The sequence below is a fragment of the Nonomuraea sp. NPDC026600 genome (assembly GCF_040638335.1).
Lineage (GTDB): Bacteria > Actinomycetota > Actinomycetes > Streptosporangiales > Streptosporangiaceae > Nonomuraea.
In genome coordinates, this window is the sequence record NZ_JBEZYD010000029.1 from 121698 (window position 1) to 148339 (window position 26642).

Sequence of the window (26642 nt, forward strand, 5' to 3'; positions counted from 1 at the left end):
TGGCTTGATGCGGTGGATTCCTTCCAGCCCAGCTGGACCCTGTCAGGTGTGGTGTCCCCGTGAGCGTGATCGTGCGAACGCGTCGAGTTTGGCCGGATTGACGATCCACATGAGGTGATGGATGCCCTGCGGCGAAGCCTCGATCGCGAGAAGCGCGACACCGGTGTGGCCGCGGGGGACGAGCACGCCGACCTGCCCGTTCGCTTCGACCCAGGTGAAGTCGGCGCCCGGCCAGAACCGCGGCGCGAACGCGGCGATGAACTTCCCTACGCGGGCGCTGCCCACCAGGGGAAACCGCGCTGCCCCTCTGATGCCGCCGCCGTCGGAGGAGCTGACGACGTCCGCGGCGAACAGGTTTTCGAGGGCGGCGACGTTTCCTGTCTGGGCGGCGGCGAGGAAGGCCGTCAGGAGACGTCGGTGTTCCATCCTGTCGATGGGCTCGCGTCGTGCGGCGGACACGTGTTTGCGGGCGCGGCTGACGAGCTGGCGGACGTTGACCGGGCTGAGCTGGAGGATGTCCGCGATCTGCTCGTACGGGTAGACGAAGGCCTCGCGCAGGACATACGCGGCCCGTTCGGTGGGGGTGAGTCTTTCCAGCAGCAGCAGGAAGGCGAGTTCGAGTGCTTCGCCGCGTTCGGCGCCGACTGTGGGGTCGGAGCTGGTGTCGACGGGTTCGGGGAGCCAGGGCCCGATGTAGGCTTCGCGGCGCACTCGGGCGGACTGCGCGACGTTGATGGCCAGGCGGGTGGTGATCTGCGCCAGGAAGGCCGAGGGGTTTTCGATGGCCGAGCGGTCGGTGTTCTGCCAGCGCAACCAGGCTTCTTGCACGATGTCCTCGGCTTCCGCCGCGCTGCCGAGCATCCGATAGGCGATGCCGAACAGGCGCGGGCGCAGCGCGACGAAGGCGGAGGCGGCCTCCTCAAGGGTGCCGGCCTGTTCCAGGGATTCTGAACTCATGTTTACCCCCGCCTCCGCTGTGTCGTTGTCAACCTTTCCACATCGCTTCAGCCGGGCGACGCGGGGGCCTGCCGGTCCGTACCCGCAGCACCGGTACCGCTACGGTGGGGGATCTCTGCTGTTCCAGGTGCTGCATTCGTGTCACGCCTCGGCTCTCGGTCCGGGCGGGGGGCCGTCCTCCAGTACCTCGACCGCGTCGAGCAGGCCCCGCTCGCCGATCTCCTCACGCTCGACGTCCGTCGGGTCGAACAGCCATTCGGTGATCGGCAGTGCCATCTCCTCCTCCGGATGGCTCGCCACGGCCTGGGTCAGTTCGATCTCGACCTCGACCTTGAGCTCGTACAGGACGTTGTTCTCGGGGTCCGGGGTGCTCATCTTTCCTCCATAGGGGGGCAGGCGGGCCGACCGCACGGTGCGGCCGGGTCGGTCTGGTGGCGGGTCGCGACGACGCCCGCCTCGGGCGGACTCGCGCTGCCGAGGCGGTGGCTGGTTCGGCTGCCTGGCGTCGTCAGGTGGTGAGAGATCCATCCGCGCTCAGGCCGGGCACGGGGCGCGGCGGTCCTGCCGCTGGGGGAGCTCATCCTCGTCGACCAGGGTGAGCATCGGCTTGCCGGGTTCGCACAGCGGGATGAACGGCGGTTCGACCTCCTGCAGCGTGGTCAGCGCGCTCTGCCACGCGGTCGATCTCGGCTGGGGTTCCGTGGCTGTCGGGTGGCTGCCGGGCATGGGGATCACCTCCGTGCGGACGGGCTACTTGCCGGTGGCGTTCCGGCCGGGCCAGTCGCGATAGTGGATCTGGCCGAGGGCCCCGCCGTCCTCCGGCACCAGCGACCGCTCGAGCAGCTCGGCTCCGAAGTACTGCGCGTGCGGGTCGGTGACCACCTCGCGCGGATCGCCCCAGGAGGCCAGCTCCTCACGGAAGAACTCGTCCATCCGGAACTGATCGGGCCCGCCGACCTCGACCCTGCCGTTCAGCGGCGTCCCCACCGCGACCCTGCCGACCGTCCGCGCGACATCGTCGCCCGCGATGGGCTGGAAGAGGACGGGCGGCATCCGTACCTTGTCGCCAACCGTGGCGTCGTCGGCGATGCGCCGGACGAACTCGAAGAACTGGGTGGCGTGTACGAGCGAGAACGGGATCGACGATTTCTCGATCAGCTGCTCCTGGGCGATCTTCGCCCGGAAGTAGGCGTTCCCTGGCGGACGCTCCGTTCCCACCACCGACAGGGCGACGTGGTGTCCGACGCCGGCCTTGGCCTCCGCGTCGAGCAGGTTGCGGGTGGAGGTCTCGAAGAACTCCAGTACGGCGGCCTCCTCGAACGACGGGGAGTTCGACACGTCGATCACCACTTGCGCGCCCGCCAGCACCTCGGCCAGACCTTCGCCGGTGAGCGTGTTGACGCCGGTGTTCGGCGACGCCGCCACCGCCTCGTGACCGTGCTCACCCAGCTTCTTCACGAGCTTCGACCCGATCAGGCCGGTTCCGCCGATTACCACGATCTTCATGGCAGATCCTTTCTGTCCGCCGGGGCAGTTGCTGCCAACCGGTCGCCAGCTAAGACCGGGCAGCCTCCAAGCTTGTGACAGCTGGCGCTAAATTCTTTTTCGGTCCATGGATGGATGTGCTCTGCTTCACGACTCGCCAGGGCTGAGGGGCCGCGGGCCATGACGCCGCGCTCCGGCGGCTGCGCTCGTGATCGTGACGGCGACCAGCAGCACGCAGCCGGCCGTGATGGCCGCGACCACGGCGGCCAAGCCGATCCGGGGCGTCGCGAGTGGCAGCAGCAAGATGACGCTGACGCAGCCCAGGACCGCGGCGGGATGGATGACGGGCTCTGTGGTGACAAGCGCGTGTATCGCCCACAGCAGGGCGAGATACACACCGACCGGAATGGCGACGGCGTAGCCGAGTGCCAGCGGTGATGCCGCGACGTCGTGCCCGCTCTGCTCCACCGCCACTTCGAGCGCGGCGCCGAGTGCCGCCAGCGCCGCGAAGACGCCGTAGTGGCCGTATCCCCACAGGTACGACCGATCACGGCGGTCGCTGAGACCTTCCCCCGCCTCTACGAGGAAGTACAACCACCAAAGAGCGCACAGCAGGACCAGACCGGAGCCGGCGATGACGACGAGGGGAGCGCTGATCCGGTCCGCTTCGAGCGCTCCTTCGACTCCCCTGCTCGCGGCCAGGACACTCTCACCGAGCAGAATGATGGTGAACAGGCCGTAGCGCTCGGCGATGTGGTGCGGGTGCCAGTTGGTGGCCCTGGCCCGTTCCGCCCACCGTGGCACCGCGAGTTCCAGGACGACCAGGCAGACGAAGGTCAGCAGCACGGAGGATGAGGGCAGGGCGCCCGCCTCGGCGAAGAGGAAGCGAACCAGCCACCCCATCGTGACGACGGTGATGCCGACGGCGTAGCGCAGCGCGGTGCGGCGCCTGGCCGGGTCTTCGAGACCGGCCCGCAGCCATTGGGCGACGAGCCCGATCCTCATGATGAGATAACCCAGCGTGACGATTCCATAATCGGAGTGACCGGCCGCGGCCGGTACACCGGCGGCGAGCACCAGCACACCGGCCATCTGCACCATGGTCAGCAGCCGGTAGGCGACATCATCGGTGTCGTAGGACGAGGCGAACCACGTGAAGTTCATCCACGCCCACCAGATCGAGAAGAACACCTGCAGGAACGGGACCACCCCGGCCGGCCCATGACCATCGGCGATGTCGTGCGCGAACTGGGCGGTGACGGCCGCGACCGCGACCACGAAGGTGAGATCGAACAGCAGCTCGAGCTGACTCGAAGCGCGGTGCGGCTCATCGATGGCACGACCGCTCATCCGGACCCGGATCCGGATGGTGGTGCTGGCTGGTGGCACGGTCTCGCTCCTGTCGCTGCGCAACGTCCGGTTCGTCAGCAAGACAGGACAGCGTTCCGATCTGTGACAACGCGGCACCGAGAGCGCTGTCACATTTTCCGGTCCTCGACTGTCCATTGCTGAGACACCTCGAGCAGGGGGGAAGGTGGCGATCTTGGACGTCTACGAGGCGGTAACGAGCCGACGGGCGGTGCGCGGATTCACCGACAGACATGTCCCGAAGGAGCTGCTGGAGCGCGTGCTGTCCGCCGCGGCCTGGTCGCCGTCCGGATCGAACCTCCAGTCATGGCGTGCCTATGTGGTGACCGGCAGGCCGCTGGCCGAGCTCAAGAAGCGCGCCGGCGAGCGCGTGGTCGCGGGCGACCCCTGGGACGAGCGGGAGTACGAGATGTACCCGTCCGCACTGAACTCCCCGTACCGCGAGCGCCGATCCGCCTTCGGCGAGGAGCGCTACGGCGCACTCGGCATTTCGCGCGAGGACTGGGAGGCGCGCCAGCGGGCCGCTTCGGCGAACTGGAACTGTTTCGGCGCGCCCGCCGCCCTGTTCTGCTACATCGACCGCGGCCTGGGACGGCCCCAATGGTCCGACCTCGGCATGTACCTGCAGACCGTCATGCTGCTGCTCCGCGCCGAAGGGCTGCACAGTTGCCCGCAGATGGCCTGGTCGGTGTATCGCAAAACCGTCGCGGAGGTCCTGTCACCCCCGGACGGGCTCATCCTCTTCTGCGGCATGTCGATCGGGTTCGAGGACGTCACGGTGGATTACATCCGTACGGGCCGGGCGCCCCTCGACGAGACGGTCACGTTCGTCGAGGGTTAGCCGGTGGCGGTCCGGGCCAGGAGTGCCGACCATGGCGATGTGGGCACGGCGACGGGACATGGAAGATCACTCATTTCGGGTCGGTGCCCGGGGCGGCGGCTTCCAGGTCGGTGATGCTGCCCGACATGATCGCCCGTACGTGGCCGGTGATGTGCTCCGTCGGCCAGTCCCACCAGGCCACCGCCAGCAGCCGGGCGACGTCCGCGGCGCTGTAGCGGCTGCGGATGAGACGGGCCGGGTTGCCGCCGACGATCCCGTAGTCGGGCACGTCCGAGGTGACCACGGCGCCGGCGCCGATGATCGCGCCGTGTCCGATCCGTACGCCCGGCATCACCGTGACGCCGTAGCCGAACCAGACGTCGTTGCCGACGACGGTGTCCCCACGGTTCGGCAGGCCGGTGAGCAGGTCGAAATGTTCGGACCACGAGCCGCCCATGGTGGGGAAGGGGAAGGTCGAGGGGCCGTCCATGCGGTGGTTGGCGCCGTTCATGATGAACCGCACCCCTGTGCCCAGCGCGCAGAACCTGCCGATGACCAGTTTCTCCGGCCCGTAGTGGTAGAGCACGTTGCGCGTCTCGAACGCGGTCGGATCGTCCGGGTCGTCGTAGTAGGAATACTCCCCGACCTCGATCAACGGAGACTTGACCAGCGGCTGGAGCAGTACCACCCGTGGCTGTCCGGGCATGGGGTGTACCACGGTCGGGTCGGGAGAACTTCGGAAGAGCATCGATGACCCCACTAATGCGACAATTGCTACATTAAGATGCTGTCATGACGCCGTCCGCTGAGCAACCGGATTCGGCTCCACGGCCAGAGGGCCCGCAGACCCGCCGCCGCCCAGGTGGCCGTACCAGCCGCATCCGTACGCAGGTTCTCGACGCCGTCCGCGCCGAGCTCGGGGAACGCGGCTACGACGAGCTCACCATGGACGCTGTCGCGGCCCGGGCGGGCGTGCATCGTGCGACGGTGTATCGGCGCTGGCAGGATGTCGGTGGCCTGCTCGCCGACGTCTTCGAAGCGGCGAGCGGCGACGACTGGCAGCCCCCGGACACCGGCTCCCTGCAGGGCGACCTGGCGGCACTGAACCACGAGAGCCAGGAGTCCCTGACCGCGCAGCCGCCCATCGTCGCGGCCCTGATCGCCGCCTCGTTCCGCTCCGAAGAAGCCGCCCGTGGCGTGCGGCGGCTCTGGGAGGACCGCTACGCCCGCTGCGAGGTCATCGTCAGCCGAGCCGTCCGGCGCGGCGAACTCCCGCCGCACACCGACGCGCGGCAACTGCTCATCGCCGCCACCGCGCCGGTGTACCACCGGCTGGTGCTTCTCCGCACGCCACCCGACCCGGACCTACCCGAGCATGCGGCGAGGACGGCCGTCCTCGCCGCATCCGCCGGCGCCTTCGTCAAGTCCCCGCCGGTCGGCGACACCTGAGCAGCCGACCCGGCGCGGGCCGACACCCGCGGCCCGCGCAGGGGAGCGTCAGATCTCTTCCACGCTGCTCGGCTCACGCCGGGACAGATCGATACCGAGCTCCTCCGCCGCGCGGAAGACGTCCTCGTCGGTGTCACGCATCTCGATGGACATGCCGTCGCTGGAGAGAACCTCGACGTTGAGGCACAGCGACTGCATTTCCTTGATGAGGACCTTGAAGGACTCCGGGATGCCCGGCTCGGGGATGTTCTCGCCCTTGACGATCGCCTCGTAGACCTTCACGCGGCCCAGGACGTCGTCGGACTTGATCGTCAGCAGCTCCTGGAGGGCGTAGGCGGCGCCGTACGCCTCCAGAGCCCACACCTCCATCTCACCGAAGCGCTGGCCACCGAACTGGGCCTTACCGCCGAGCGGCTGCTGGGTGATCATGGAGTACGGGCCGGTCGACCGGGCGTGGATCTTGTCATCGACCAGGTGGAGCAGCTTCAGGATGTACATGTAGCCGACCGCGATGGGATAGGGGAAGGGCTCTCCCGAGCGGCCGTCGAACAACCGGGCCTTGCCGCTGCGCTGCACCAGCCGATCCCCGTCGCGGTTGGGGATGGTGCTGTCGAGGAGACCGACGATCTCCTCCTCGTGGGCGCCGTCGAAGACCGGCGTGGCCATGTTGGTGCGCGGGGCGACCTTCTCGAAGCCCTTGTCACGCAGCCGCTCGGCCCAGGCCTCCTGGACGCCGGAGATGTCCCAGCCTCGGGCGGCGATCCACCCCAGGTGGTTCTCGAGTACCTGGCCGACGTTCATTCGGCCGGGCACGCCCAGGGGGTTGAGGATGATGTCGACCGGGGTGCCGTCCTCCAGGAACGGCATGTCCTCGACCGGCAGGATCTTGGAGATGACGCCCTTGTTGCCGTGCCGGCCGGCCAGCTTGTCGCCGTCGGTGATCTTACGCTTCTGGGCCACGTAGACGCGGACCAGCTCGTTGACACCCGGCGGCAGCTCGTCGCCCTCATCACGGGAGAACACGCGCACCCCGATGACCTTGCCCCGCTCGCCGTGCGGCACCTTCAGCGAGGTGTCACGCACCTCACGGGCCTTCTCCCCGAAGATCGCGCGCAGCAGCCGCTCCTCCGGGGTCAGCTCGGTCTCGCCCTTCGGGGTGACCTTGCCGACCAGGATGTCGCCGGGTACGACCTCGGCGCCGATGCGGATGATGCCGCGCTCGTCGAGGTCGGCCAGGACCTCCTCGGAGACGTTGGGGATGTCCCGGGTGATCTCCTCGGGGCCCAGCTTGGTGTCACGGGCGTCGACCTCGTGCTCCTCGATGTGAATCGAGGACAGGACGTCGTCCTGGACCAGCCGCTGGGACAGGATGATCGCGTCTTCGTAGTTGTGGCCCTCCCATGGCATGAACGCCACGAGCAGGTTCTTGCCCAGCGCCATCTCGCCACGGTCGGTGCACGGACCGTCCGCGATCACCTCCCCGGCCGCCACCCGGTCGCCCTCGGCGACGATGGGCTTCTGGTTGAAGGAGGTGCCCTGGTTGGCCCGCTTGAACTTCGCCACCCGGTACGTCGTCCGCGTGCCGTCGTCGTTCATGACCGTGACGTAGTCGGCGGAGACCTCCTCGACCACACCGGCCTTCTCGGCGCTGATCATGTCGCCCGTGTCGGTGGCGGCACGGTATTCCATGCCGGTGCCGACCAGCGGCGCCTCGCTCTTGAGCAGCGGCACCGACTGGCGCATCATGTTGGAGCCCATGAGCGCGCGGTTGGCGTCGTCGTGCTCGAGGAAGGGGATCATCGCGGTGGCGACCGACACCATCTGACGCGGCGACACGTCGATGTAGTCGACCTCGTCGGCGCGGGCCAACTCGGTCTCGCCGCCCTTGGTGCGGACCAGGACGCGAGCCTCGGCGAACGAGCCGTCGGGGTTGACCGCCGAGTTGGCCTGCGCCTTGACGAAGCGGTCTTCCTCGTCGGCAGTGAGGTAGTCGATCTGTTCGGTCACCTTGCCGTCGACGACCTTGCGGTAAGGCGTCTCGATGAAACCGAAGGCGTTGAGCCGGCCGTAGGAGGCCAGCGAACCGATCAGGCCGATGTTCGGGCCTTCCGGGGTCTCGATCGGGCACATCCGGCCGTAGTGGGACGGGTGCACGTCACGAACCTCGAAGCCGGCCCGCTCACGGGACAGACCACCGGGCCCCAGCGCGGACAGACGCCTCTTGTGCGTCAGGCCGTCCAGCGGGTTGGTCTGGTTCATGAACTGCGACAGCTGCGAGGTGCCGAAGAACTCCTTCATGGACGCCACGACCGGGCGGATGTTGATCAGGGTCTGCGGCGTGATCGCCTCGACGTCCTGAGTGGTCATCCGCTCGCGCACGACGCGCTCCATACGGGCCAGACCCAGGCGGACCTGGTTCTGGATGAGCTCGCCGACGCTGCGCAGGCGGCGGTTGCCGAAGTGGTCGATGTCGTCGACCTCGACGATGACCTCACGGTCGGTGGAGCCCGGCATCGAGTCCTCGCCCGCGTGGAGGCGGACGATGTACTCGATCGCGGCGACGACGTCTTCTTCGGTCAGCGTGCCCTGAGTGATCTCGCTGTCGACCCCGAGCTTCTTGTTGATCTTGTAACGACCCACCTTGGCGAGGTCGTAACGCTTGGGGTTGAAGTACAGGTTCTCCAGCAGGGTCTGCGCCGACTCCTTGGTCGGCGGCTCGCCCGGACGCAGCTTGCGGTAGATGTCGAGCAGCGCGTCGTTCTGGCCGGCCGTGTGGTCCTTCTCCAGGGTGGCGCGCATCGACTCGTACTGGCCGAAACGCTCGAGGATCGCCTCGTTGGTCCATCCCAGTGCCTTGAGAAGCACGGTGACGGCCTGCTTGCGCTTGCGGTCGATGCGGACACCGACGCTGTCACGCTTGTCGATCTCGAACTCGAGCCAGGCACCCCGAGACGGGATGACTCTGCAGCCGTAGAGGTCCTTGTCCGACGTCTTGTCGATATTGCGTTCGAAGTAGACGCCCGGCGACCGGACGAGCTGCGAGACCACGACACGTTCGGTGCCGTTGATGATGAAGGTGCCCTTCGGCGTCATGAGCGGGAAATCACCCATGAACACCGTCTGGCTCTTGATCTCGCCGGTGGTGTTATTGATGAACTCCGCCGTGACGAACATCGGGGCGGAGAAGGTCATGTCCTTGTCTTTGCACTCGTCCACTGAGTACTTGGGCGGCTCGAACCGGTGGTCGCGGAACGACAAGGACATGGTCCCCGAGAAGTCCTCGATGGGACTGATCTCTTCGAAGATCTCTTCGAGGCCCGACTGGGTCGGGACGTCCTTGCGCCCGGCCTGACGAGCCGCCTCTACCCGGGCCTTCCATTTCTCGTTCCCGAGCAGCCAGTCGAACGACTCGGTCTGCAGGGCGAGAAGGTCAGGAACTTCAAGGGTCTCCTCAATGCGCGAAAAAGAGACGCGACGGGGACCAGCGGGTATGGCGGAGGTGTTAGATGCTGCCAACAGATGTCCTTCCGGAGGGCACGGATGGAATCGAACTGCGCGCACGCCAAACGCCCCGGCAGAACCCGGGGCGTTGCAATGCGGCGCGAGGGGCAGCATAACGCAAATGAGAAACGTATGTCTACACTTAATATACGTGTCAACCTCGTTGCCGCCTTCAGCATCCCATAGCCGGGCGGACTCGTCAACTCGTCGTCGATCCTCGCCCGGCGAAGTTACCGCGGACGAGGGGCATGTGCCACATCCGGGCGGAGAGACCCGAAGGAGGATGACGATGAGCAGAGCGATCGTGGTCGGCGTGGACGGATCGCCATCGGCCGGATCGGCGCTCGGCTGGGCCGCCGACGACGCCTCATGGAGAGGGCTTCCCCTGCGGATCGTGCTCGTACGCGAGCCCTGGGCCGCGGAGCATCCGCCCACCGCGGCCAGTGACCGGCGGACTCTGACCGAGCGGTGCACGTACGTGCTCGACACGGCCGCCGACCAGGTACGGAGACTCACTCCCAAGCTCGAGGTCTCAACGGCCGTGGTCACGGGCGCGGTGATCGAGCGGCTGAAGAGCGAGTCGGAGACGGCCGACAGCGTGGTCGTGGGCAGCAGAGGGCTCGGCGGGTTCGCCGGACTGGTCTTGGGCTCGGTCGGGCTCGGCCTGGCCGGGCACGCGCACAGCCCGGTGGTCGTCGTCCGGATGCCCGTCCCCGGCAGCCACCCTGAGATCGTGGTCGGCTTCGACGGTTCCCCGTTCGCGGAGTCGGCACTGGAATACGCCCTGGAACAAGCCAAGGCCCGGCGGACGCCGGTTCGTGTCGTGTACGCCCAGAGGACACCGACGCTCACCCCCCATCCCGCGGGGTACGGCCCGCTCCTGACCGGGGCGCTGGGCGACGAGGCGGCGGAGATCCGGCTGCGCCTGGCGCTGTGGCATGAGAAGTACCCGGACGTCGAGGTGATCGAGTCGACCGTCCCGGGGCATCCGGTCCCGGTCCTGGTCAGGGCGTCCGAGACGGCGGCGCTCGTGGTGGTCGGATCGCGCGGCCTGGGCGGCTTCGCCTCGGCGGCACTCGGGTCCGTCAGCCACGGCGTCCTGCACCGGGCTCGTTGTCCGGTGGCCGTGGTACAGACTCCTTGGCGGCGGTCGTGAGCGTCATCGTCGCCCCGCCGTACATGACCGAGACGGCTCGTCACGACTGGGACTTCTTGCAGGCGCAGACCAAGGACGCCCAGGAGTTCGACCCCGCGCAGGCCGGCCACCTGCCGGAACCGGCGCGCCGCTGGGTGCTGCACGCCATCGCCCCGGGCACACCCCTGCTGCGTGCGGTGGTGCTGGCCATGCACGGCTCCATCCGGCTCGGCACCTGGCGCGACTTCCGCGCCCAGCAGGTACTCCTGCCGATGGAGGGCTTCGTGTGGTCGGCCACCGCCTGTCTGGGACCGCTACCCGTGCACGGGTTCGACCGGTATCGCGCTGGTCAGGGGGAGATGCGCTGGCGGCTGCTGGACGTCATCCCCGTGATGTCGGGTGCCGGTCCGGACGTCACCAGAAGTGCCGCCGGACGGCTGGCCGGTGAGTTCGTCATGGCGCCCGCCGCCGCGCTCGACCCGAGAGTACGGTGGAAGTCGATCGACGACCGCCAGGCGGTCGCCGGCCTTTCCGTGGGGGCCGAGGATCACGACGTGACCCTGACCGTCGCGCCCAGTGGCGCGCTGGAGCGCGTCACGATGTCCCGCTGGGGTGATCCCGGGGAGGGCCGCTACCGCGACCACGTGTTCGGGGTGGAGTGCGGGCGCGAGATCGAATTCGACGGCTTCACCATTCCGGCCTATCTGGCGGGCGGCTGGTGGCCCGGCGGTGATCGGTGGGCCGAGGGGGAGTTCATCCGCTTCACCATCGACGACGCCCTGTTCCGATAGCCACGCTGTCAGAGGTTGTGGATGCGGCGGCCGGTGACCTGCTGCGGGCTGACGCGGACATACAGGTGCCTTCGCCGGGCCGTGGGAGCCGTTGAAGGCCACCCGGCCGATGCCGCCGGGCTCATCAGCTCGAGGCATTCCTCGCGTCCAGGCTCTCCATCGTCGGAGCCGTCCAGACCACGCCGTTGACGCGTGCCTGCCGGTGGTCGGCGTCGATGAAGAGCTGGGAGCCGCGGAAGCGGATCGGCATCGACAGCACGCCGAGCCGGTCGGGAAGCAGCGGGTCGAGGCGCAGCCGTCGGGGCGGATCTCCAGGCCCAGGTAGCAGCGCTCCAGCAGATCGAGGGTGCCGGCCATGGCGCCGAGGTGGATGCCCTCGGCCGTCGTACCGTGCTGGACGTCCTTGAGGTCGCTGAACAGCGCCTCGGCGAAGAAGTGCCAGGACCGGGCCCGGTCGGAGCGGGAGAGCACCCAGGCGTGTACGACGGCGCTCAGCGTGGAGCCGTGGCTGGTGCGGTCGAGGTAGTAGCCGACCATGCGGGGGATCAGGCTGGGTTCGACCGGATAGCCCAGCCGGTTCAGGATCCCCACCAGCTCGTCGGAGGTGAGCAGGTAGCAGAGCATCAGGGTGTCGGCCTGTTTGGCCGCCTTGTAGCGGTTGACGTCGTCGCCGTCGGCCTCGAGCGCCCGGTCGAGCCGGCGCACGCCTCGGTAGCGTGCCCAGTCCAGCTCCAGCAGGTCGGCGTAGCCGGTGAACTGGCTGATCACGCCGTCGTGGAAGTCGACCCGCATGCGGCGGGTGATGTCGTCCCAGCGGGCCCGCTCCCGCGCGGAGACCACGAGTTCGGGCAGCAGGTCCAGGGTGTCTCGGGCGCGCAGCAGCAGCCACACGGTCATGACGTTGGTGTAGGCGTTGTTGGCCAGGCCGGGCGAGGAGGCGCCCGGGTAGCGCTCGTGGTACTCGTCGGGTCCCATGACGCCGCGTATCTCGTACCGTCCAGAAGCGGGGTCGAGCACGGCCAGCGAGGCGAAGAACCTGGCGATGCCGATGAGCAGCTCCGCGCACCACGGCGGCATCGAGCCGGTGGCCAGGTGGTGCTGCCACACGTTGTAGGCGATGGCCAGGCCGATGTGCCGCTGCAGGTGGGAGGCGTCGGGCAGCCAGCGGCCCGAGGCGGGGTTGAGGTGCAGCGTCTGGGTCTCCTCGCGCCCGTCGCCGGCGCTCTGCCAGGGGAACATCGCCCCGTCATACCCGGCGTCCCGGGCCGCCGCCCTGGCTTCGGGCAGCCGCCGCCACCGGTAGCGGAGCAGGCCGAGCGAGGTCTCGGGGAAGCGCAGGTTCAGCCAGGGCAGGACGAACAGCTCGTCCCAGAACACGTGCCCGCGGTAGGCCTCGCCGTGCAGGCCGCGGGCGGGCACACCGACGTCGAGGTCCGCGGTGTACGGGGAGAGCGTCTGCAGCAGGTGGAAGACATGCAGGTGAACGATCTGCGAGAGCTCCGGTCCGTCCACATCGACCTGGGCGCGATGCCACAGCCGCTCCCAGGCCGCCGCGTGCCGCGTCACCAGCGTGTCGAAGCACGGCGCCGGTCGTACGGCGCGGATCGCCGCGGAGCGGGCGTCGTGGACGGCGGCGTCGCGCGAGGTCGCCAAGGCCACGATCTTGGTCAGCGTGGCGGGTTCGCCCCGCGTGAGGTCGAGCACGTGTTCCGTGCCGATCCGGTCCCCTTCGCGGATCACCTCGCGGGCGGGGGTGGCGGTGTCGGTACGGGAGGCGAGCGCCACGGTGATCCGGGAGGAGCGGGTGGTGGCGGTCAGCCAGGTGAGGCCGTCCTGGTCGCCGGTGTCATGGCAGGTGAGGTGGTCGCCGCGCAGGTCGCGGTAGCGGGCCACGCCGCTGTTGGTCACCCTGCCGTCCAGGGTGGCGCGGACGCGGAGCGGGCCCGACCAGTTCTCGGCGGTGAAGGTGGTTTCCAGGGCGGCCAGGCGCGGGTCGGCCATGGAGACCAGGCGGCGTTGCCGTACCGCGGTGATGCGGCCCGCCTCGTCGCGCCGGCGCAGCGCCCGGTGCAGGATCCCGTGGCGCATGTCGAGCTCCTGACGGTACTCCAGCAGGTCGGCCCGCTCCGGCCGGAACCAGTCCGAGCCGGGGGCGGCGAAGGTGAGAGGCAGCCAGTCAGGCAGGTTGACCAGGTCCTCGTTGGTCACCGTCCGCCCCGCGACGGTGGAGTCCAGGCGGTCATAGCACCCCGCGGCGTAGGTGCCCGCGGTACGCAGCTCGCCGTCAGGGGTCGCGCCGCGCGTGGCGAACCGGCCGTTGCCCAGCGTGCACAGCGCTTCGCGCAACCCCTCGGAGGCCGGATCGTAACCCTCGTAGGACAGGACCCATGGGTTCATGAGCGGCTCGCGAGGACGCGGTTGGCGATCACCTCAGGTGTCTGACCCGGACGATGCCGGGCACCGTGCGGGCGAGCACGTCGGCGATGTGGTCGGCGTGTTCGTGGGGCGAGCCGCTCAGCTGGGCCACGCCGTCGCGGACGGTGACGTCCCAGCTGGGCCCGAAGGGGTAGTGCTCGCGCAGCGCGGCGATCACGTCCTGGCGCAGTTGCTCGTCCGGCCGGGCGAGCATGGCCAGCAGGTCGCGGCGGCTGACCATGCCCACGATCCGGTCCCCCTGTACGACGGGCAGGCTCTTGATCCGCTTGCCGACCATGAGGTCGATCGCCTTGGTGACGTCCGTCGTCTCGGTCACCGTGACGGCCTCGCGGGTCATGACCTCCATGACCCGGCGGGGCGGCGGTTCGGTAGCCGGACCGACGGGCCGTACCGAGGCACGGGGGTCGGGTTCGAACTCGCCCCGCAGCAGGTCGAGCTCGCTGACCACACCGACGAGCCGATCGGTGTCGTCCACGACCGGGGCCGCGGTGATGTCATGGCCGTGCAGCGTCCGGATGGCCTGCCGCACCGGGTCGGTGCGGCGTACGGTGACGGGCGGGCTGCTCATGACCTCACGCACGAGCATGACTATCGGGCCTCCCACTTGGAGTCGTCGTGCTTCCAGGTGAGCTCGTCGATGACGTCGACCACGCCGTCGATCCGGCCGGTCATGCGGACGGCGATCGAGGTCTCGGTCCTGCGGTCCATCTGGCCGCTCAGCGTCACGACGCCGTGGCGTACGTTGACGGTGACGCCGGAGGTGTCCACCCACAGCCCCCGGTCGAGGACGTCCTCGCGCACCTCGGCGGCGATGTCGTCGTCGCCGCGCAGGAACACCTTGATCAGGTCGCGGCGGCTCACGATGCCGGCCAGCCGGCCGGCCGCGTCGACGACGGCGAGCCGTTTGACGTCGTGGGCGTCCATCAGCCGGGCGGCCGAGACGGCCGAGGCCTGGGGCGAGACGGTGATCGGCGGGCTGGTCATCAGCTCGCCCGCGGTGTCACCGGTGGCCTTCTCCTTGCCCTTGGGATGGCGCAGCCGGGCGCGCAGCGGTGGCCGGTAGCCCTCCCGGTAGAACTGCTCGCGGAACTCCTCCTTACGGAGCAGGTCGGCCTCCGACACCATGCCGACGACGTGGCCGTCGTCGTCGACCACCGGGACGGCGCTGATGCCGCCGGCGATCAAGGTCTCGGCGATGTCCTTGAACGGGGTCTTCGCGGTAACCGTGACGACCTTGGCGGTCATCACGTCGGCGACGGTCCTGAGCTTCACGGGTCAGCCCTTCTCGTCTGCTGTTGTTGTACCTTCATCACAGCCCCGGGGGAGTGCACCTGGTAGGGCCGGAAGTCCCGAACGGGATGGTCGTTGGTCAGCGCGGGCGGCGCAGCAGCGGAGACTGTGGCGGACGCGCAGCCTGCTTACTCCCGGCGATCTGCCCGCAATCGTGCCGAGAGCGCCGCAGCCTGGGTACGGCGCTGCATGTCGAGCTTGGACAGCAGGTTGGACACGTAGTTCTTGACCGTCTTCTCGGCCAGGAACATCCGCTCGCCGATCTGCCGGTTGGTCAGCCCTTCACCGATCAGGTCCAGGATGTGCCGCTCCTGCTCCGACAGCGCCGCCAGCGGGTCCTTCCTGGCGGCGTGCTCCCGTAGCCGCTGCAGCATCGCCGCGGTGGTCTGCGGATCGAGCAGCGACTGCCCCGAGGCGACCGTGCGCACGGCGCCCACCAGGTCGGAGCCGTGGATCTGCTTGAGCACGTACCCGGACGCGCCCGCCATCACCGCGTCGAACAACGCGTCGTCGTCGGCGAAGGACGTCAGCATCAGGCATGCCAGCTCCGGCAGCCTCGAACGGGCCTCGCGGCACACGTCCACGCCATTGCCGTCGGGCAGCCGCACGTCCAGCACCGCCACGTCCGGCTTGAGCGCCGGAATGCGGGCGATCGCCGACTCCGCCGTCCCGGCCTCGCCGATCACCTCGATGTCCTCTTCGGAGTCCAGCAGGGCGGCCACGCCCCGCCGTACCACCTCATGGTCATCGACGAGAAACACACGAATCATATTCCGACGCTAACCGGCCGGGACCAGGGTAGAAAAGGGGCGAAAGTCCCTAAGGGGCATCGCCGGCCCACGTGGAGTCGTCGCGCTTCCAGCGGATCCGCCTCGGACACCACGCCGAGGACATGGTTGCGCTCGTGGACCACCGGCACGGCGCTGACGCCGTGCGCCAGGAGCGTCCGGTCCTTGGTCCGTACGGGACGGTGAAGGGACTTATACGCCCGGGGATGGCATGGGTCGTGGCGGGCGGGAGGGGTGCACGATTCGGTCGAGGCGGACGGCGGCGTAGCCGAGGGTGGACAGCGCGGTGACGATCAACAGGTCGCTCAAGGGCAGCGGTTCGGTGCCGAGCAACTCGCGCAGCGGTGGAAAGTACAAGCCGGCGAGCTGCAGGACGAACGCGCCGGCGACGGCGAGCAGCAGCATCGGGTTGGCCAGCGAGCCCGGCCTGGTGCGGGAGCCGAGCGCGACGCCGAGCTGGGTGGCGCCAAGGGCGAAGAAGGCCATGCTCTGCCAGGGACGTCCTGTTTGGCCGGCCCAGACGGCGACGCCGAGGGTGACGGCGGTCAGGACGACGGCGATCCGGATCAGGCGCTGCCACAGCCCCGCGCCCAGGATGCTCTGGGTGGGAGGCCGGGGTGGGGAAGCCATCGCTCCGGGGATGGCCGGCTCGCCACCGAGAGCCACACCCGGCAGTCCATGGGTGAGCAGGTTGATCCACAGGATCTGGGCGGGAAGCAGGGGGAGCGCGAGGCCGGCGAACGGCCCCAGCAGCATCACCGCGATCTCGGCGGCTCCGCCCGAGAGGCCGTAGACCAGGAACCGGCGGATGTTGGCGTAGACCCGGCGGCCCTCCTCGACGGCCGCGACGACGGTGTCCAGGTTGTCGTCGGCGAGTACGAGGTCGGCCGCCTGACGGGCGACTTCGGTGCCGCGTTTGCCCATGGCCACACCGATGTCGGCGCGTCGTAGCGCCGGTCCGTCGTTGACGCCGTCACCGGTCATGGCGAGGGTGTCGCCGCGATCCCGCAGGCCCTGAATGATCTCGAGCTTCTGCCCGGGGGTGGCGCGGGCGTACACTCCGGCCCCGGCCTGATCGGAGGATCCGAGATCCCGGCAGTCCACGACCGGGTCGCCGGCGGCGATGATGCCCAGCTCGGTGGCGACGGCGCGAGCGGTCCCAGGGTGATCGCCGGTGATGAGCAGCGGTCTGATTCCGGCCTGCTTGCAGGCGGCGATCGCGGCGGCCGCCGCGGGACGCGGCGGATCCAGGATGCCGACCAGCCCGAGCAGCGACAATCCGCTCTCCCGCGCTGTGTCCGGAACAGCGTTCAGATCGGTGCTCGCCACCGCCAAGACCCGGTATCCGGCCTGGGCGAGCCGCTCGGCGCGCTCGGCCGCGCGGGCCAGCAGCGCGGGACCGTCGACCAGGACAGGCGGGTGGAGCAGCGCTTCGGGTGCTCCCTTGCAGATCACCCGGCCACGCCCGTCGGGCAGACGGTGCACGGTGCTCATCCGCTTGCGTTCACTGTCGAAGGGACGCTCGGCGACGCGCGGGAAGCGCCCCTGCAGTTCCCCGCGGTCCAGGCCGAGCTTGGCGGCTGCGGCGAGCAAGGCCGCCTCGGTCGGGTCGCCCAGCGCCGTCCACTCCTCGCCGGGGTCCCGCGGCGGTGACAGTCTCGCGTCGTTGCACAGTACGGTCGCCGTCAGCAGGTCGGTGAGGCTCGCTCCGTCGAGGGAGTCGTCGCGTTCGACCTCGCCGTCGGGCGCGTATCCGGAGCCGGTAATCGTGGCCTCTCCCGTAGGAGTCCACACCTGCCGGGTGACCATCCGGCCCTCGGTGAGGGTCCCGGTCTTGTCGGTGGCGAGCACGGTCACGGAGCCCAGCGTTTCCACGGCGGGCAGCCTGCGTACGAGAGCATCGCGCGCGGCCATCCGGCGCGCTCCCAATGCCAGGCTCAAGGTCACGACGGCCGGCAGTGACTCGGGCACGGCCGCGACCACCAGGCTGATCGCGGTCACCACCATCAGCTCGACCGGTTGCCCGCGGACCAGTCCCAGGGCCAGCACCAGCGCGGACAGCAACACCGCGACGCCGGCCAGCAGCCGGCCCACCCCCATCAGGCGCTGTTGCAACGGCGTGAGACCGGCTCCCTTGACCATCATGGAGGCGATGCGGCCACTGGCGCTCGCCGCCCCGACGGCGGTGACCGCGGCCCGGCCACGCCCTCTGACCACGACGGTGCCCGAGGAGACCGGATCGTCGCCGGCCTTGTCCACCGGCACCGACTCGCCGGTCAAGGACGACTCGTCGACGAGCAAGGCCGCCGACTCCACCACCGTGGCGTCGGCCACGATGATGTCGCCTTCGGCCAGCACCAGCAGGTCTCCCACGACGATGTCGGCTGCCGGAACCCGCGTCTGGGAACCGTCGCGGATCACGCGGGCCGCAGGGGCCGTGAGCTGTGACAATGCCGTGATGGCTCGGTCGGCGCGGATCTCCTGCGCCACGCCGACGGAGGTGTTGACCACGATCACGAGCATGATGACGGCCGTGTCGGTCCAGTCGCCTGTGAAGACGGTCAACGCCGCCGCCACGAGCAGAACGATGATCAGCGGATCGCGAAGCTGGGCCATCACCCGCCGCCACAACGGAACGGGCGGCTTGCGCGGGAGGAGGTTGGCTCCATCCCGCTCAAGACGTACGGCCGCCTCCGCGGACGACAACCCAGAGGGTGCGGGGATCACCATGTCTTCCTCTCCGACCTGCCGGCTTCCGGGCGACATCGGGGGACCGCGTCGTCTCCCCTGCCTGTTTTCGCAGGTGATGGAGTGTCGAACCAGAAGCGAAGGTCCCATCGGGACAGGGCCGAACGGCAGGCATCGTGCGCGCGGTGGCGGCTGGTGGCTTTCGCCGCACGGCCCGGCAGCGTCAGGTGGTGGCCGAGTCGCGCTGATCGCTGGGGGTGTCCAGCAGGGCGTTCGCCGAGTGGTGGATCTTCGTCAGCGCACTGAGGAGAAGTTCGCGCTCGGTCTCGGTGAGGTCGGCGGTGACCTTCTCTTCGAGGAGGCGCCGTTCCTTCTCGATGGGTGCTTGCAGGGCGCGCCCGGCGTCGGTGAGCCACAGCCGGACCAGACGGTTGTCCCGGTCGTCGCGGCGCCGGGTGAGCAGGCCGGCGGCGGTCATCCGGTTGGCCGCCTTGACCACGTTGGGGGTGGTGACGTTCAGTGCGGCGGCGACCTCGCCCGGGGTGCGGCCGTCCTGCCGCCACAGCACCGCGAGTAGGTGATCTTGTCCCAGGTGCAGCCCATGGCGCCGCACGGCCGCCTCGGCCGCCGCCCGCAGCACCTTCGACGTCTTGCTGTGCATGTCCAGGAACTCAGGCACGTCGAGGCCTCCGATGATGCATGGTGCGATTGACAGCAGATCATGTACCGGTTAGCGTTCTCTCAATCATTAACCGGTACACGATTTAGGGGTTCTCATGATACTGGTCACCGGTGCTACCGGGAACGTCGGCCGCGAGCTCGTCCGCGAGCTGGACGAGACCGGTGTGCCGTTCCGCGTCCTGACCCGCGACCCGGCCCGCGCCGCCGCATTGCCCGAGCGGACCGAACGGGTCGTGGCGGACCTGAACGACCCGGCGACGCTGCCGCCCGCCTTCGCGGGAGTCGACCGGTTGTTCCTGCTCACCCCCGGCATCGGCCTCGACCACACCCGGCACGCCGTCGCCGCCGCCCAGTCCGCGGGGGTGCGTCACATCGTGCACCTGTCCTCGTTCAACGTGCTCGGCGACCCCATGCCCGCCATGGGCCGCTGGCACCACGAACGCGAGCAGGCCATCCGAGCTTCCGGCATCCCGGCCACCTTCCTGCGACCCGGCGGCTTCATGACCAACGCCTTCGACTGGCTGCCCACCATCCGCGAGGCGGGCTATGTCCTCGATCCGGTCGGCCCCGGCCGGTACGCGCCGATCGACCCCGCCGACATCGCCGCCGTCGCCGCCCTGGCTCTGACCGATGACGGCCACCAAGGCCAGGAGTACGTCGTCACCGGCGAGGAGATGTTCACCATCACCGAACAGGTCGAGATCCTTGCTGCGGCGACCGGCCGGGATATCGCGATCCGGCCAGTGACCACCGCGGAGGAGGCCGTTGCCTCCCGATTCCCCAACGGGGCACCGCCGGCGCTGGCCGAGGCCATCATCGAGGGGTTCCACCTCATGCGCGGCGACACCGCCGGATTCCGTACCGACACCGTGGAGCGCCTGCTTCAGCGCAAGCCCCGCACCTTCGCCACCTGGTGCGCACGCAACGCCGACGCCTTCCGTGTCACCTGATCCGCGTCGATATCCAGGCCGCATCCGCGTGGCGGGATCTGTTGCGCGGCCGGGTCGAACCCCCGTGGGCGAACGTTCAGTGATTCATCGCCAGAACACAGGGACGCGGCCGCTGACGGCCAGCTCGGCCAGATCCGTCACCACGATGCCCGCTCCGGCGCGGCGCATCGCGGCCCCCTGGGAGCGCGACCGGTCCACCCCGACGACCAGGGCGAAGCCGCCTCTGCGCCCCGCCTCGACACCGGGCAGCGCGTCCTCCACGATCGCCACCTCGCCCGCCGGAAGCTCCAACCGCTGGGCGGCCTCCAGGAACAATGCCGGGTCAGGCTTGCCGGGCAGCCCCAGCCGGGCGACCTCGGTGCCGTCGACCAGCACGTCGAACAGGTGCATCAGCCCCGCCGACGAGATCACCGCGCGGCAGTTCCTGCTCGCCGACACCACGGCGGTACGGCAACCGCGCCGCCGCAACTCGTGCAGCAAGGCGACGGTCGAGGGGAAGGCCGCCACCCCATGCTCGGCGATCTCCTGGACGAACAGCGCGTCCTTGGCCAGTCCGAGCCCGTGCACGGTCAACGCGCCCGGCTCGTCCTGCGGCCCGCCTTCGGGCAGGCAGACGCTGCGGGAGGCCAGGAACGTACGGACCCCGTCCAGACGCGACCGCCCGTCGACGTAACGCAGGTAGTCGGCACGGACATCGAAAGGAGCGGAACGGCCGCGCAGGAAGCCGTCGAACACGTGCTTCCACGCGGCCGCGTGGACCCTGGCGGTGTCGGTGACCACACCGTCAGTGTCGAAGACGACGCCACGGAGCCTGTTCAGGTCGATGGCTGCCATGCCCATGACGCTACGCACAGGTCACCGGGGCAAACAGGGTCCTTCGGCTCTTACCTGACGGACTTCTGGCCCTGCACCGGCGGTGGGTGGGCGAGGCAGCCGGCCCGCGACATACCGCCTGACCTGGCCAGGGCAGACGGTGACATGTCACCTGCAGCGCTGACAGTCGCGAAAGGTCGAATGGCCCGATACGGCGGGCACAAGGGCTCTGTCGGCGGCTGGGCCGGCTGAGGTGTCCTGGAGGCAGGTGAGAGCAGTCGCACATCCTGTGAAGGGGGGGCATCATGGCTACTTCTCATGCCAGGCCCGTCATGGACGCTGATCCGAGCGAGCGTGAGACCCGGCCGGTCGATTATGTCTGGGCGGTCGCCCGGATCTCGATCGGCTGGATCTTCCTGTGGGCGTTCTTGGACAAGACCGTCGGCTGGGGTTTCGCCACTCCGGCCAACCGAGCCTGGATCTCGGGTGGCAGCCCGACGACCGGGTTCCTCAAGGGCGCCGGTGAGAACGCGCTCGGCGGCTTCTTCTCCGGCCTGGCCGGGCAGCCCTGGGTGGACTGGTTGTTCATGCTCGGCCTGCTGGGTATCGGCGCCGCGCTCATCCTGGGCGTCGGCCTCCGGATCGCCGCCGTCACCGGCACCCTCATGCTGGTCCTTATGTGGGCGGCCGAGCTGCCTCTGGCCAACAACCCGTTCATGGACGAGCACATCATCTACGCCATCGTCCTGGTCGGCCTCGCCCTGGCAGGCGCCGGAACCACCCTCGGCCTCGGCAACCTCCCCAGCATCCAGCGCAACCCGTACCTGAAGTAGTGCGCTCCGCGCTTGCGGGTCACCGTGCGCGACGGGACCACCATCCGTGTGGCGGCAGCGCCGCCTGGAAGGAGGCAACTGCGATGAACCACATCGTGCTCGGCTACGACGGCTCGGACTTCTCCGTACAGGCCCTGGACTGGGCGCTTGACGAGGCCGAGCTCAGAAAGCTCCCGCTGACCGTCGCCCACGCCTGGCAGTGGCCCTACGGCGAAGCCGACGAGGAGGCCAAGAACCACCTGCGCAAGGCAGCCGACCACGTGCTGTGGCACGGCGCCGACTGCGCCCGCTCGACCAGCTCGGTCGTCGGGATCGAGACCGACCTGTACGAGGGCCCGGCGGCACCGCGGCTCGTCGAACTGTCCAGCGACGCCGCCCTCGTCGTGGTCGGCTCGCGAGGGCTGCACGGGTTGCCCGGGGCCCTTGTGGGGTCGGTGGCCCGATATGTCGCCGCGCGTGCCGAGTGCCCAGTGATCGTGGTACGCGGACCAGGGCCGCTGCCCGCCCCCGCGCATCCAGGGCCGATCGTGGTCGCCGACAAGGAACCGACCGCCTCGGTCCTGGAGTTCGCCGCCGGTGAGGCGGACCTGCGCCGGCTCGCGCTGGTCACCACCGCCGAGCCCAAGGCCTGGCAGGAGAGCCATCCGAACGTCGTCTCCATGGTTCAGGAGACGCACAAGACGCCGACGCTCGTCGTGGCGGGTCGCAAGCGGGCCGACCACCTCGGAACGATCACCTCGCTCCTCCAGCACGCCCCGTGCCCAGTCGCCGTAGTGCGAACCTAGTTCTTCCGCCTCTTTCGGGGTTGCTTGGCGTCGACTTCGCCGCCTCTGCCGTGCGCCGCCCAGAAGCCGACGGCGTTAATTCTTGATCTACAATGTAAAGGCGGTCCAGCTTCATCGCGTATGTCGCAGACGGCGGCGAGGTCGGCGTTTCATCCTGTAGCGGGCTGGGGCGGTGAGGTTGTCTGCTTTTCGGGTGCTTGTCGAGCTCGGTATCACTGGGCGGGCGCCTCCGCGAGAGACAGGCTGTTGCCGTCCGGGTCGAGGACTTCCACGTGGCGCACGCCGTTGCCGTAGGTTTCCACGGGCTCGTGCTGGATGCCGTGCGCGGCCAGCCGGGCCACGATGTCGTCGAGGTCGGTCACGCCGAGCGTGATCATGGTGCCGCCCACCCGTGCGGCCCGCACGCGCCGGTCGTCGATGACGACCCACGCGTTCTCACCGACCTGCCACAGGTACTCCGCGCCGATGATCTCGTCCGCCGGCCGCCCGAAGAACACCTCGAACCACTTCTGCGATGCCGCCCGGTCACGCACGCACACGACGCTGTACAGGTCCACCGGAACCGCTCCTTTCCAGCCGTTTCGAGAGCGAGACCACTGCCGCGACCGAAACTCATCGGCGCCCGGGATCGCCACCTGCTGCCCAGGAGATCCGCTTGGGGTCTCGTTACTCCAGGCGGTTCAGTGCCTGCATGGCCTCGTGCTCTATGCGTGAAAGGTCGCTGAGGATGGTGCCTGCCTGCACGAGGCACTGCGCATCGTCTGATTCACCGGCTTTTGCGATCAGTGCCGCGGTTGCCGTCCACAGGGTGGCTGCCTCGGAGTACAACCCGAGGCCGGTGCGTAGGTGGCCGCTGTCGAGCAGTTCGGTGCATTCGGCGAGGAAGTCGCGGTAGAGGTTGCGGAACAGGGCGCCGCCGGTGCCGGCCTTCTCCATCAAGAGGGCGGCCTGCGGTAGGTCCCGCTGCGGGTCGTCAGTGCGCTGGAGCCATGTGCGTACCAGCTTGCCGGCCTTCTCAATGCCTCGGTGGCCGAGGTTGGCGATGGGCGGGTTGAGGAAGGCGTCGGCGCAGGCGGTGATGGCGGGAATGATCTGGCTCTGTGGGTGGGGCAGGTTCCTTGGAGCGGTGAGGGTGAAGGAGCGGTGCTTGGCGGTCATCGGACCGCGCGCGGCCCTGGCCTCGGCGAGGCCGGTCAGGCTGGTGGATACTGCTCCGCCTTGCTGGCCGGTGTCCACCAGGTAGGCGTCGTGGTCGTCATAGCCGTACATGGCGACGAAATGACCGCCGAAGTGCACCTTCGACCCGAAGTAGTCCAGGTAGTAGCTGTCGAGCTGCAGGCCGACGGGGTGGCCGGCGTCGATGGGGGTTACAACGTTCTCCCATGCCCTGCGGGGCGAGGCGGTTTCCTGGGACAGAAGCTCCAGCTTGAGTCTGGTGGCCAGGTTTCTGGTGAGGTCGAAAGGCTTGATCCGTCCCCCAAGGAAGGGGAAGCCCATGTTCTTGCTGTCCCAGTAGATGAAGGACAGGCCGGAGCCGAGGCCGAAGAGCATGGGCTCGGACAGATCGAGTCCTTGGTGTCGCAGCAGCACCCCCAGAGCTGTCGTCTCGCAGTGCTGCGTACCGCGGGCATCGATGTCTATTACCGTGGTCATGCCGTGCTCTCCTGAACGAGGGTGATCAGTTCTTCTTGCGGGGCCTCTGCGGGTCGCCGTTCGTCGTGCACGCCATCATGGTGGACTCTCCCACGGTGGGAGAGTCCAACGCTGTGCCTGTTCGGGTCCGGCCGAGATGTACGCGCAGTCCCCTAGCAGGGCGTGGTCGCTGATCGGCCTGGTGCTCAAGGGAGCCTCATCATCCACCCGGCGAGGATCGCGGGGCTTGCGGCGTTCGGAGGGGAGGTGGCGGCTCGGCCGAGGTCTTGTGGCGGCGCAGCCGGATGGCGTACGCGATCGCTGATCCGGCGAAGAGCACGCCGGTGACCAGCAGCCAGCGGCCGAGGTACGGGCTCGTGTCCAGCGCCGTTGACCGGTGGTAGTCGCCCTCGGCCAGCCGGAGGATGAGGGGGAACCAGATGAGGAGCAGCAGCCCGGACAGCGCGACCGGCACGCGCAGGTAATTGATCGATGACGGCCAGGTGGGGGTGCCGGACGGTCGCCGGCGGCGACGCCACGGCCGCCGTTGCGCGGCGACGTCGGCGAGGGCGTACAGCGGGTACAGCAGAAGGTCGTGGAGGACCGCGGCGCCGACGAACCACACCAGGAAGCCGACCCAGATGCCCGCGGCGACGACGCGGCCGGCGGCGTATCCGGCCAGGGCGAAGCAGGCGAGCAGCGCCAGCAGGTGCAACGGGTCGGCCCCGTAGCGGCGGGCCATCCTCCTGCGGATCCGGGAAGGCATGTCGTCCCTCATTCCGCCGTGGGATGGAAGCTGAGTTCGCGGACCCATTTCGTGTTGTGCACGCCGGGGGCGTTCGGGACGATGATCCTGGCGGGATAGCCGTGATCGAGGGACAGATCGGCGCCGTTGACCCGCAAGGCGAGCAGGGAGCGGGGGTCGGCCACCTGACCCGCGCTCAGCGATGCCCGGCTGAAGGAGCCGCCGCGTTGCAGGGATTCGACGAGCACCTCCGCAGTGCCGGGCGCCATCCCTGCCAGCCGGGCCAGATCGGCCAGCCGTACACCCGTCCACGACTGTTGCGTGGACCATCCCTCCACGCACGCGATCGGCAGCGCGTAGGTGTGCAGCGGCATCGCCAGCAGATCTGCGCGGCTCGGGCTGGCCGGATGCGGTCCGGTCAGCTCCAGCCTCCAGGCCGGGCCGGTGTCCGCCAGATGGACGCCCATGGCGGTGGCGGACTTGTTCACCTGGAAGTCGTTGGGGCCGGGGCCGTAGACCCGTCCGTGCGGGGCCAGTAGCGCGGTACGGCGCAGCGGTCCGTCCAGGGTCTGGCCGGCGGACAGGCCGAGCGTGATCAGCGAGGCGCCGCCCACGAAGGCGAGCAGGCCCCGCCGGGACATGGTGGGCTCCGCCGGAGACGGGGGAACCAGGCCATCGGGATCGGGTGGCTCCGGCCGGGTGGCGTCCAGCCCGGTCCGCAGCTCACGAAGGAAGCTCCGCGATCGCAGCGATCGGACCATCTTCGGCAGCTTGAAGGCGACGTGGACGACGAAGGCCGCGAGGAAGATCCACGCCCCGTACAGGTGGGCCGGGTAGAAGGAGAACGGGAAGACGTAGAAGAGCTGGATGTTCAGGATGCCGGTGACGAACTCGAACACCGCGCCGCCGACCAGGAGCAGCAGGCTGGCGCGCTCCACGGCTTCGGCGGGGGAGCGGGCCGGTGGCCAGGTGAACAGCTTGGGGATCACCGACCACAGCTTGGCCAGCAGCACTGAGGTCAACGTCAGCCCGAGGACGACGTGCACTCCCTGCGTGACCCGGTACAGCCAGGCCGGGTGCGTCGGCCAGTCGAACAGGTAGAAGCCCAGCCATCCCTTTTCAGGGGTCGCGTCGTTGATGGGCAGCTGCGGATCGTAGGCGGCGTAGGACACCAGTCCTGTGATCGCGATGATCGGGATCCCGAACAGCAGGACGAGGCCGAAGACCGAGGTCAGCCATGGGCCGCGCAGCGGACTGCGCCAGAACCCCGGCCGGAAGGGGCCCGGTGGGGGATGGGCTCGCAGCCAAGCGCTGGCGTTTTGCCGATCTGACACCGAATCACCCCGAAACAAGCGCTCTGCCGAAAGCAGCTGGGCGCCCAGGCCGGTGGCCGTGAATAGGGCTGTTTATTCCGTTTGCCGGAAATACCCCTATTTGGAGTGGCGTAACGTACCGTTGCCGATTCTGGTGAGGACAAGGGCGTGTGACGTTCAGT

General features: G+C 69.0%; 26 protein-coding genes and 1 pseudogene. 7 read left to right on the forward strand and 20 right to left on the reverse strand.

Annotated elements, in window-relative coordinates; all coding sequences use genetic code 11:
- Positions 1-42 precede the first annotated feature (42 nt).
- The 5 genes from AB0F17_RS45795 to AB0F17_RS45815 form a co-directional block, all read right to left on the reverse strand.
- Positions 43-957, reverse strand: coding sequence for an RNA polymerase sigma-70 factor (locus tag AB0F17_RS45795; protein ID WP_358036659.1), 915 nt, complete (start codon positions 955-957; stop codon positions 43-45).
- A 141-nt stretch (positions 958-1098) separates the two neighbouring features.
- Positions 1099-1332: a hypothetical protein gene (locus AB0F17_RS45800; protein ID WP_358036661.1), complete on the reverse strand. Its 234-nt coding sequence runs from the start codon at positions 1330-1332 to the stop codon at positions 1099-1101.
- Between the two features lie 159 nt (positions 1333-1491).
- Positions 1492-1683, reverse strand: a complete 192-nt coding sequence (locus tag AB0F17_RS45805) for a hypothetical protein (protein ID WP_358036663.1) — start codon at positions 1681-1683, stop codon at positions 1492-1494.
- A 24-nt stretch (positions 1684-1707) separates the two neighbouring features.
- Positions 1708-2463 (reverse strand): SDR family oxidoreductase, encoded by a 756-nt coding sequence (locus AB0F17_RS45810; protein WP_358036665.1) that lies wholly within the window; start codon positions 2461-2463, stop codon positions 1708-1710.
- Between the two features lie 126 nt (positions 2464-2589).
- Positions 2590-3831 (reverse strand): low temperature requirement protein A, encoded by a 1242-nt coding sequence (locus AB0F17_RS45815; protein ID WP_358036667.1) that lies wholly within the window; start codon positions 3829-3831, stop codon positions 2590-2592.
- Between the two features lie 154 nt (positions 3832-3985).
- On the opposite strand from AB0F17_RS45815, the gene AB0F17_RS45820 reads away from it, so the two are divergent.
- Positions 3986-4651: a nitroreductase gene (locus AB0F17_RS45820; RefSeq protein WP_358036669.1), complete on the forward strand. Its 666-nt coding sequence runs from the start codon at positions 3986-3988 to the stop codon at positions 4649-4651.
- A 70-nt stretch (positions 4652-4721) separates the two neighbouring features.
- On the opposite strand, the gene AB0F17_RS45825 is transcribed toward AB0F17_RS45820, so the two are convergent.
- A complete protein-coding gene (locus tag AB0F17_RS45825; protein ID WP_358036671.1) occupies positions 4722-5336 on the reverse strand; it encodes a CatB-related O-acetyltransferase in 615 nt (204 codons plus the stop codon).
- An 86-nt stretch (positions 5337-5422) separates the two neighbouring features.
- Here AB0F17_RS45825 and AB0F17_RS45830 point away from each other — a divergent pair, with 86 nt between their 5' ends.
- Positions 5423-6079, forward strand: coding sequence for a TetR/AcrR family transcriptional regulator (locus tag AB0F17_RS45830; RefSeq protein ID WP_358036673.1), 657 nt, complete (start codon positions 5423-5425; stop codon positions 6077-6079).
- A gap of 48 nt (positions 6080-6127) precedes the next feature.
- On the opposite strand, the gene rpoB is transcribed toward AB0F17_RS45830, so the two are convergent.
- Positions 6128-9598, reverse strand: a complete 3471-nt coding sequence (rpoB, locus tag AB0F17_RS45835; RefSeq protein ID WP_358036726.1) for a DNA-directed RNA polymerase subunit beta — start codon at positions 9596-9598, stop codon at positions 6128-6130.
- A gap of 271 nt (positions 9599-9869) precedes the next feature.
- Here rpoB and AB0F17_RS45840 point away from each other — a divergent pair, with 271 nt between their 5' ends.
- Complete coding sequence (locus AB0F17_RS45840; RefSeq protein WP_358036675.1) at positions 9870-10736, forward strand: universal stress protein; 867 nt, start codon at positions 9870-9872, stop codon at positions 10734-10736.
- Between the two features lie 40 nt (positions 10737-10776).
- Here the strand turns inward: AB0F17_RS45840 and AB0F17_RS45845 are convergent, their stop codons facing one another.
- Positions 10777-10926 carry a hypothetical protein gene (locus AB0F17_RS45845; protein ID WP_358036732.1) on the reverse strand — a complete coding sequence of 50 codons (150 nt, stop codon included), beginning with the start codon at positions 10924-10926 and terminating at the stop codon, positions 10777-10779.
- Here AB0F17_RS45845 and AB0F17_RS45850 point away from each other — a divergent pair.
- Positions 10871-11506: a DUF6544 family protein gene (locus AB0F17_RS45850; RefSeq protein WP_358036728.1), complete on the forward strand. Its 636-nt coding sequence runs from the start codon at positions 10871-10873 to the stop codon at positions 11504-11506. The two genes, AB0F17_RS45845 and AB0F17_RS45850, sit on opposite strands and share 56 nt — an antisense overlap.
- A gap of 124 nt (positions 11507-11630) precedes the next feature.
- Here the strand turns inward: AB0F17_RS45850 and AB0F17_RS45855 are convergent, their stop codons facing one another.
- The 7 genes and pseudogenes from AB0F17_RS45855 to AB0F17_RS45885 form a co-directional block, all read right to left on the reverse strand.
- On the reverse strand, positions 11631-11756 hold the full coding sequence (locus AB0F17_RS45855) for a hypothetical protein (RefSeq protein WP_358036730.1): 126 nt from the start codon (positions 11754-11756) through the stop codon (positions 11631-11633).
- 152 nt (positions 11757-11908) lie between these two features.
- A pseudogene (locus tag AB0F17_RS45860) lies at positions 11909-13903 on the reverse strand (glycoside hydrolase family 65 protein); the annotation flags it as partial.
- A gap of 28 nt (positions 13904-13931) precedes the next feature.
- Positions 13932-14528: a CBS domain-containing protein gene (locus tag AB0F17_RS45865; RefSeq protein WP_358036677.1), complete on the reverse strand. Its 597-nt coding sequence runs from the start codon at positions 14526-14528 to the stop codon at positions 13932-13934.
- 2 nt (positions 14529-14530) lie between these two features.
- Positions 14531-15214 (reverse strand): CBS domain-containing protein, encoded by a 684-nt coding sequence (locus AB0F17_RS45870; RefSeq protein WP_358036679.1) that lies wholly within the window; start codon positions 15212-15214, stop codon positions 14531-14533.
- Between the two features lie 146 nt (positions 15215-15360).
- Entirely contained in the window at positions 15361-16002 is a 642-nt protein-coding gene (locus tag AB0F17_RS45875) for a response regulator transcription factor (RefSeq protein ID WP_358036681.1), read from the reverse strand.
- Positions 16003-16212: 210 nt separating this feature from the next.
- Positions 16213-18750, reverse strand: a complete 2538-nt coding sequence (locus AB0F17_RS45880; RefSeq protein ID WP_358036683.1) for a cation-transporting P-type ATPase — start codon at positions 18748-18750, stop codon at positions 16213-16215.
- A 181-nt stretch (positions 18751-18931) separates the two neighbouring features.
- Complete coding sequence (locus AB0F17_RS45885) at positions 18932-19387, reverse strand: MarR family winged helix-turn-helix transcriptional regulator (RefSeq protein WP_358036685.1); 456 nt, start codon at positions 19385-19387, stop codon at positions 18932-18934.
- A 97-nt stretch (positions 19388-19484) separates the two neighbouring features.
- Here AB0F17_RS45885 and AB0F17_RS45890 point away from each other — a divergent pair, with 97 nt between their 5' ends.
- Positions 19485-20339 carry an NAD(P)H-binding protein gene (locus AB0F17_RS45890; protein WP_358036687.1) on the forward strand — a complete coding sequence of 285 codons (855 nt, stop codon included), beginning with the start codon at positions 19485-19487 and terminating at the stop codon, positions 20337-20339.
- A gap of 84 nt (positions 20340-20423) precedes the next feature.
- Here AB0F17_RS45890 and AB0F17_RS45895 read toward each other — a convergent pair whose 3' ends face one another.
- On the reverse strand, positions 20424-21173 hold the full coding sequence (locus AB0F17_RS45895) for an HAD-IA family hydrolase (protein ID WP_358036689.1): 750 nt from the start codon (positions 21171-21173) through the stop codon (positions 20424-20426).
- Positions 21174-21457: 284 nt separating this feature from the next.
- Between AB0F17_RS45895 and AB0F17_RS45900 the strand changes: the two genes are divergently transcribed.
- Both AB0F17_RS45900 and AB0F17_RS45905 read left to right on the forward strand, forming a co-directional pair.
- Complete coding sequence (locus AB0F17_RS45900; protein ID WP_358036691.1) at positions 21458-21985, forward strand: DoxX family protein; 528 nt, start codon at positions 21458-21460, stop codon at positions 21983-21985.
- An 83-nt stretch (positions 21986-22068) separates the two neighbouring features.
- A complete protein-coding gene (locus AB0F17_RS45905) occupies positions 22069-22770 on the forward strand; it encodes a universal stress protein (RefSeq protein WP_358036693.1) in 702 nt (233 codons plus the stop codon).
- Positions 22771-22982: 212 nt separating this feature from the next.
- Here the strand turns inward: AB0F17_RS45905 and AB0F17_RS45910 are convergent, their stop codons facing one another.
- The 4 genes from AB0F17_RS45910 to AB0F17_RS45925 form a co-directional block, all read right to left on the reverse strand.
- Entirely contained in the window at positions 22983-23327 is a 345-nt protein-coding gene (locus AB0F17_RS45910) for a VOC family protein (RefSeq protein WP_358036695.1), read from the reverse strand.
- A gap of 109 nt (positions 23328-23436) precedes the next feature.
- Entirely contained in the window at positions 23437-24423 is a 987-nt protein-coding gene (locus AB0F17_RS45915) for a BtrH N-terminal domain-containing protein (RefSeq protein ID WP_358036697.1), read from the reverse strand.
- Between the two features lie 199 nt (positions 24424-24622).
- The gene (locus tag AB0F17_RS45920; RefSeq protein WP_358036699.1) at positions 24623-25168 is read right to left on the reverse strand and encodes a hypothetical protein; all 546 of its coding nucleotides are present in this window, start codon (positions 25166-25168) and stop codon (positions 24623-24625) included.
- A gap of 8 nt (positions 25169-25176) precedes the next feature.
- Entirely contained in the window at positions 25177-26481 is a 1305-nt protein-coding gene (locus AB0F17_RS45925; protein WP_358036701.1) for a molybdopterin-dependent oxidoreductase, read from the reverse strand.
- Positions 26482-26642 lie beyond the last annotated feature (161 nt).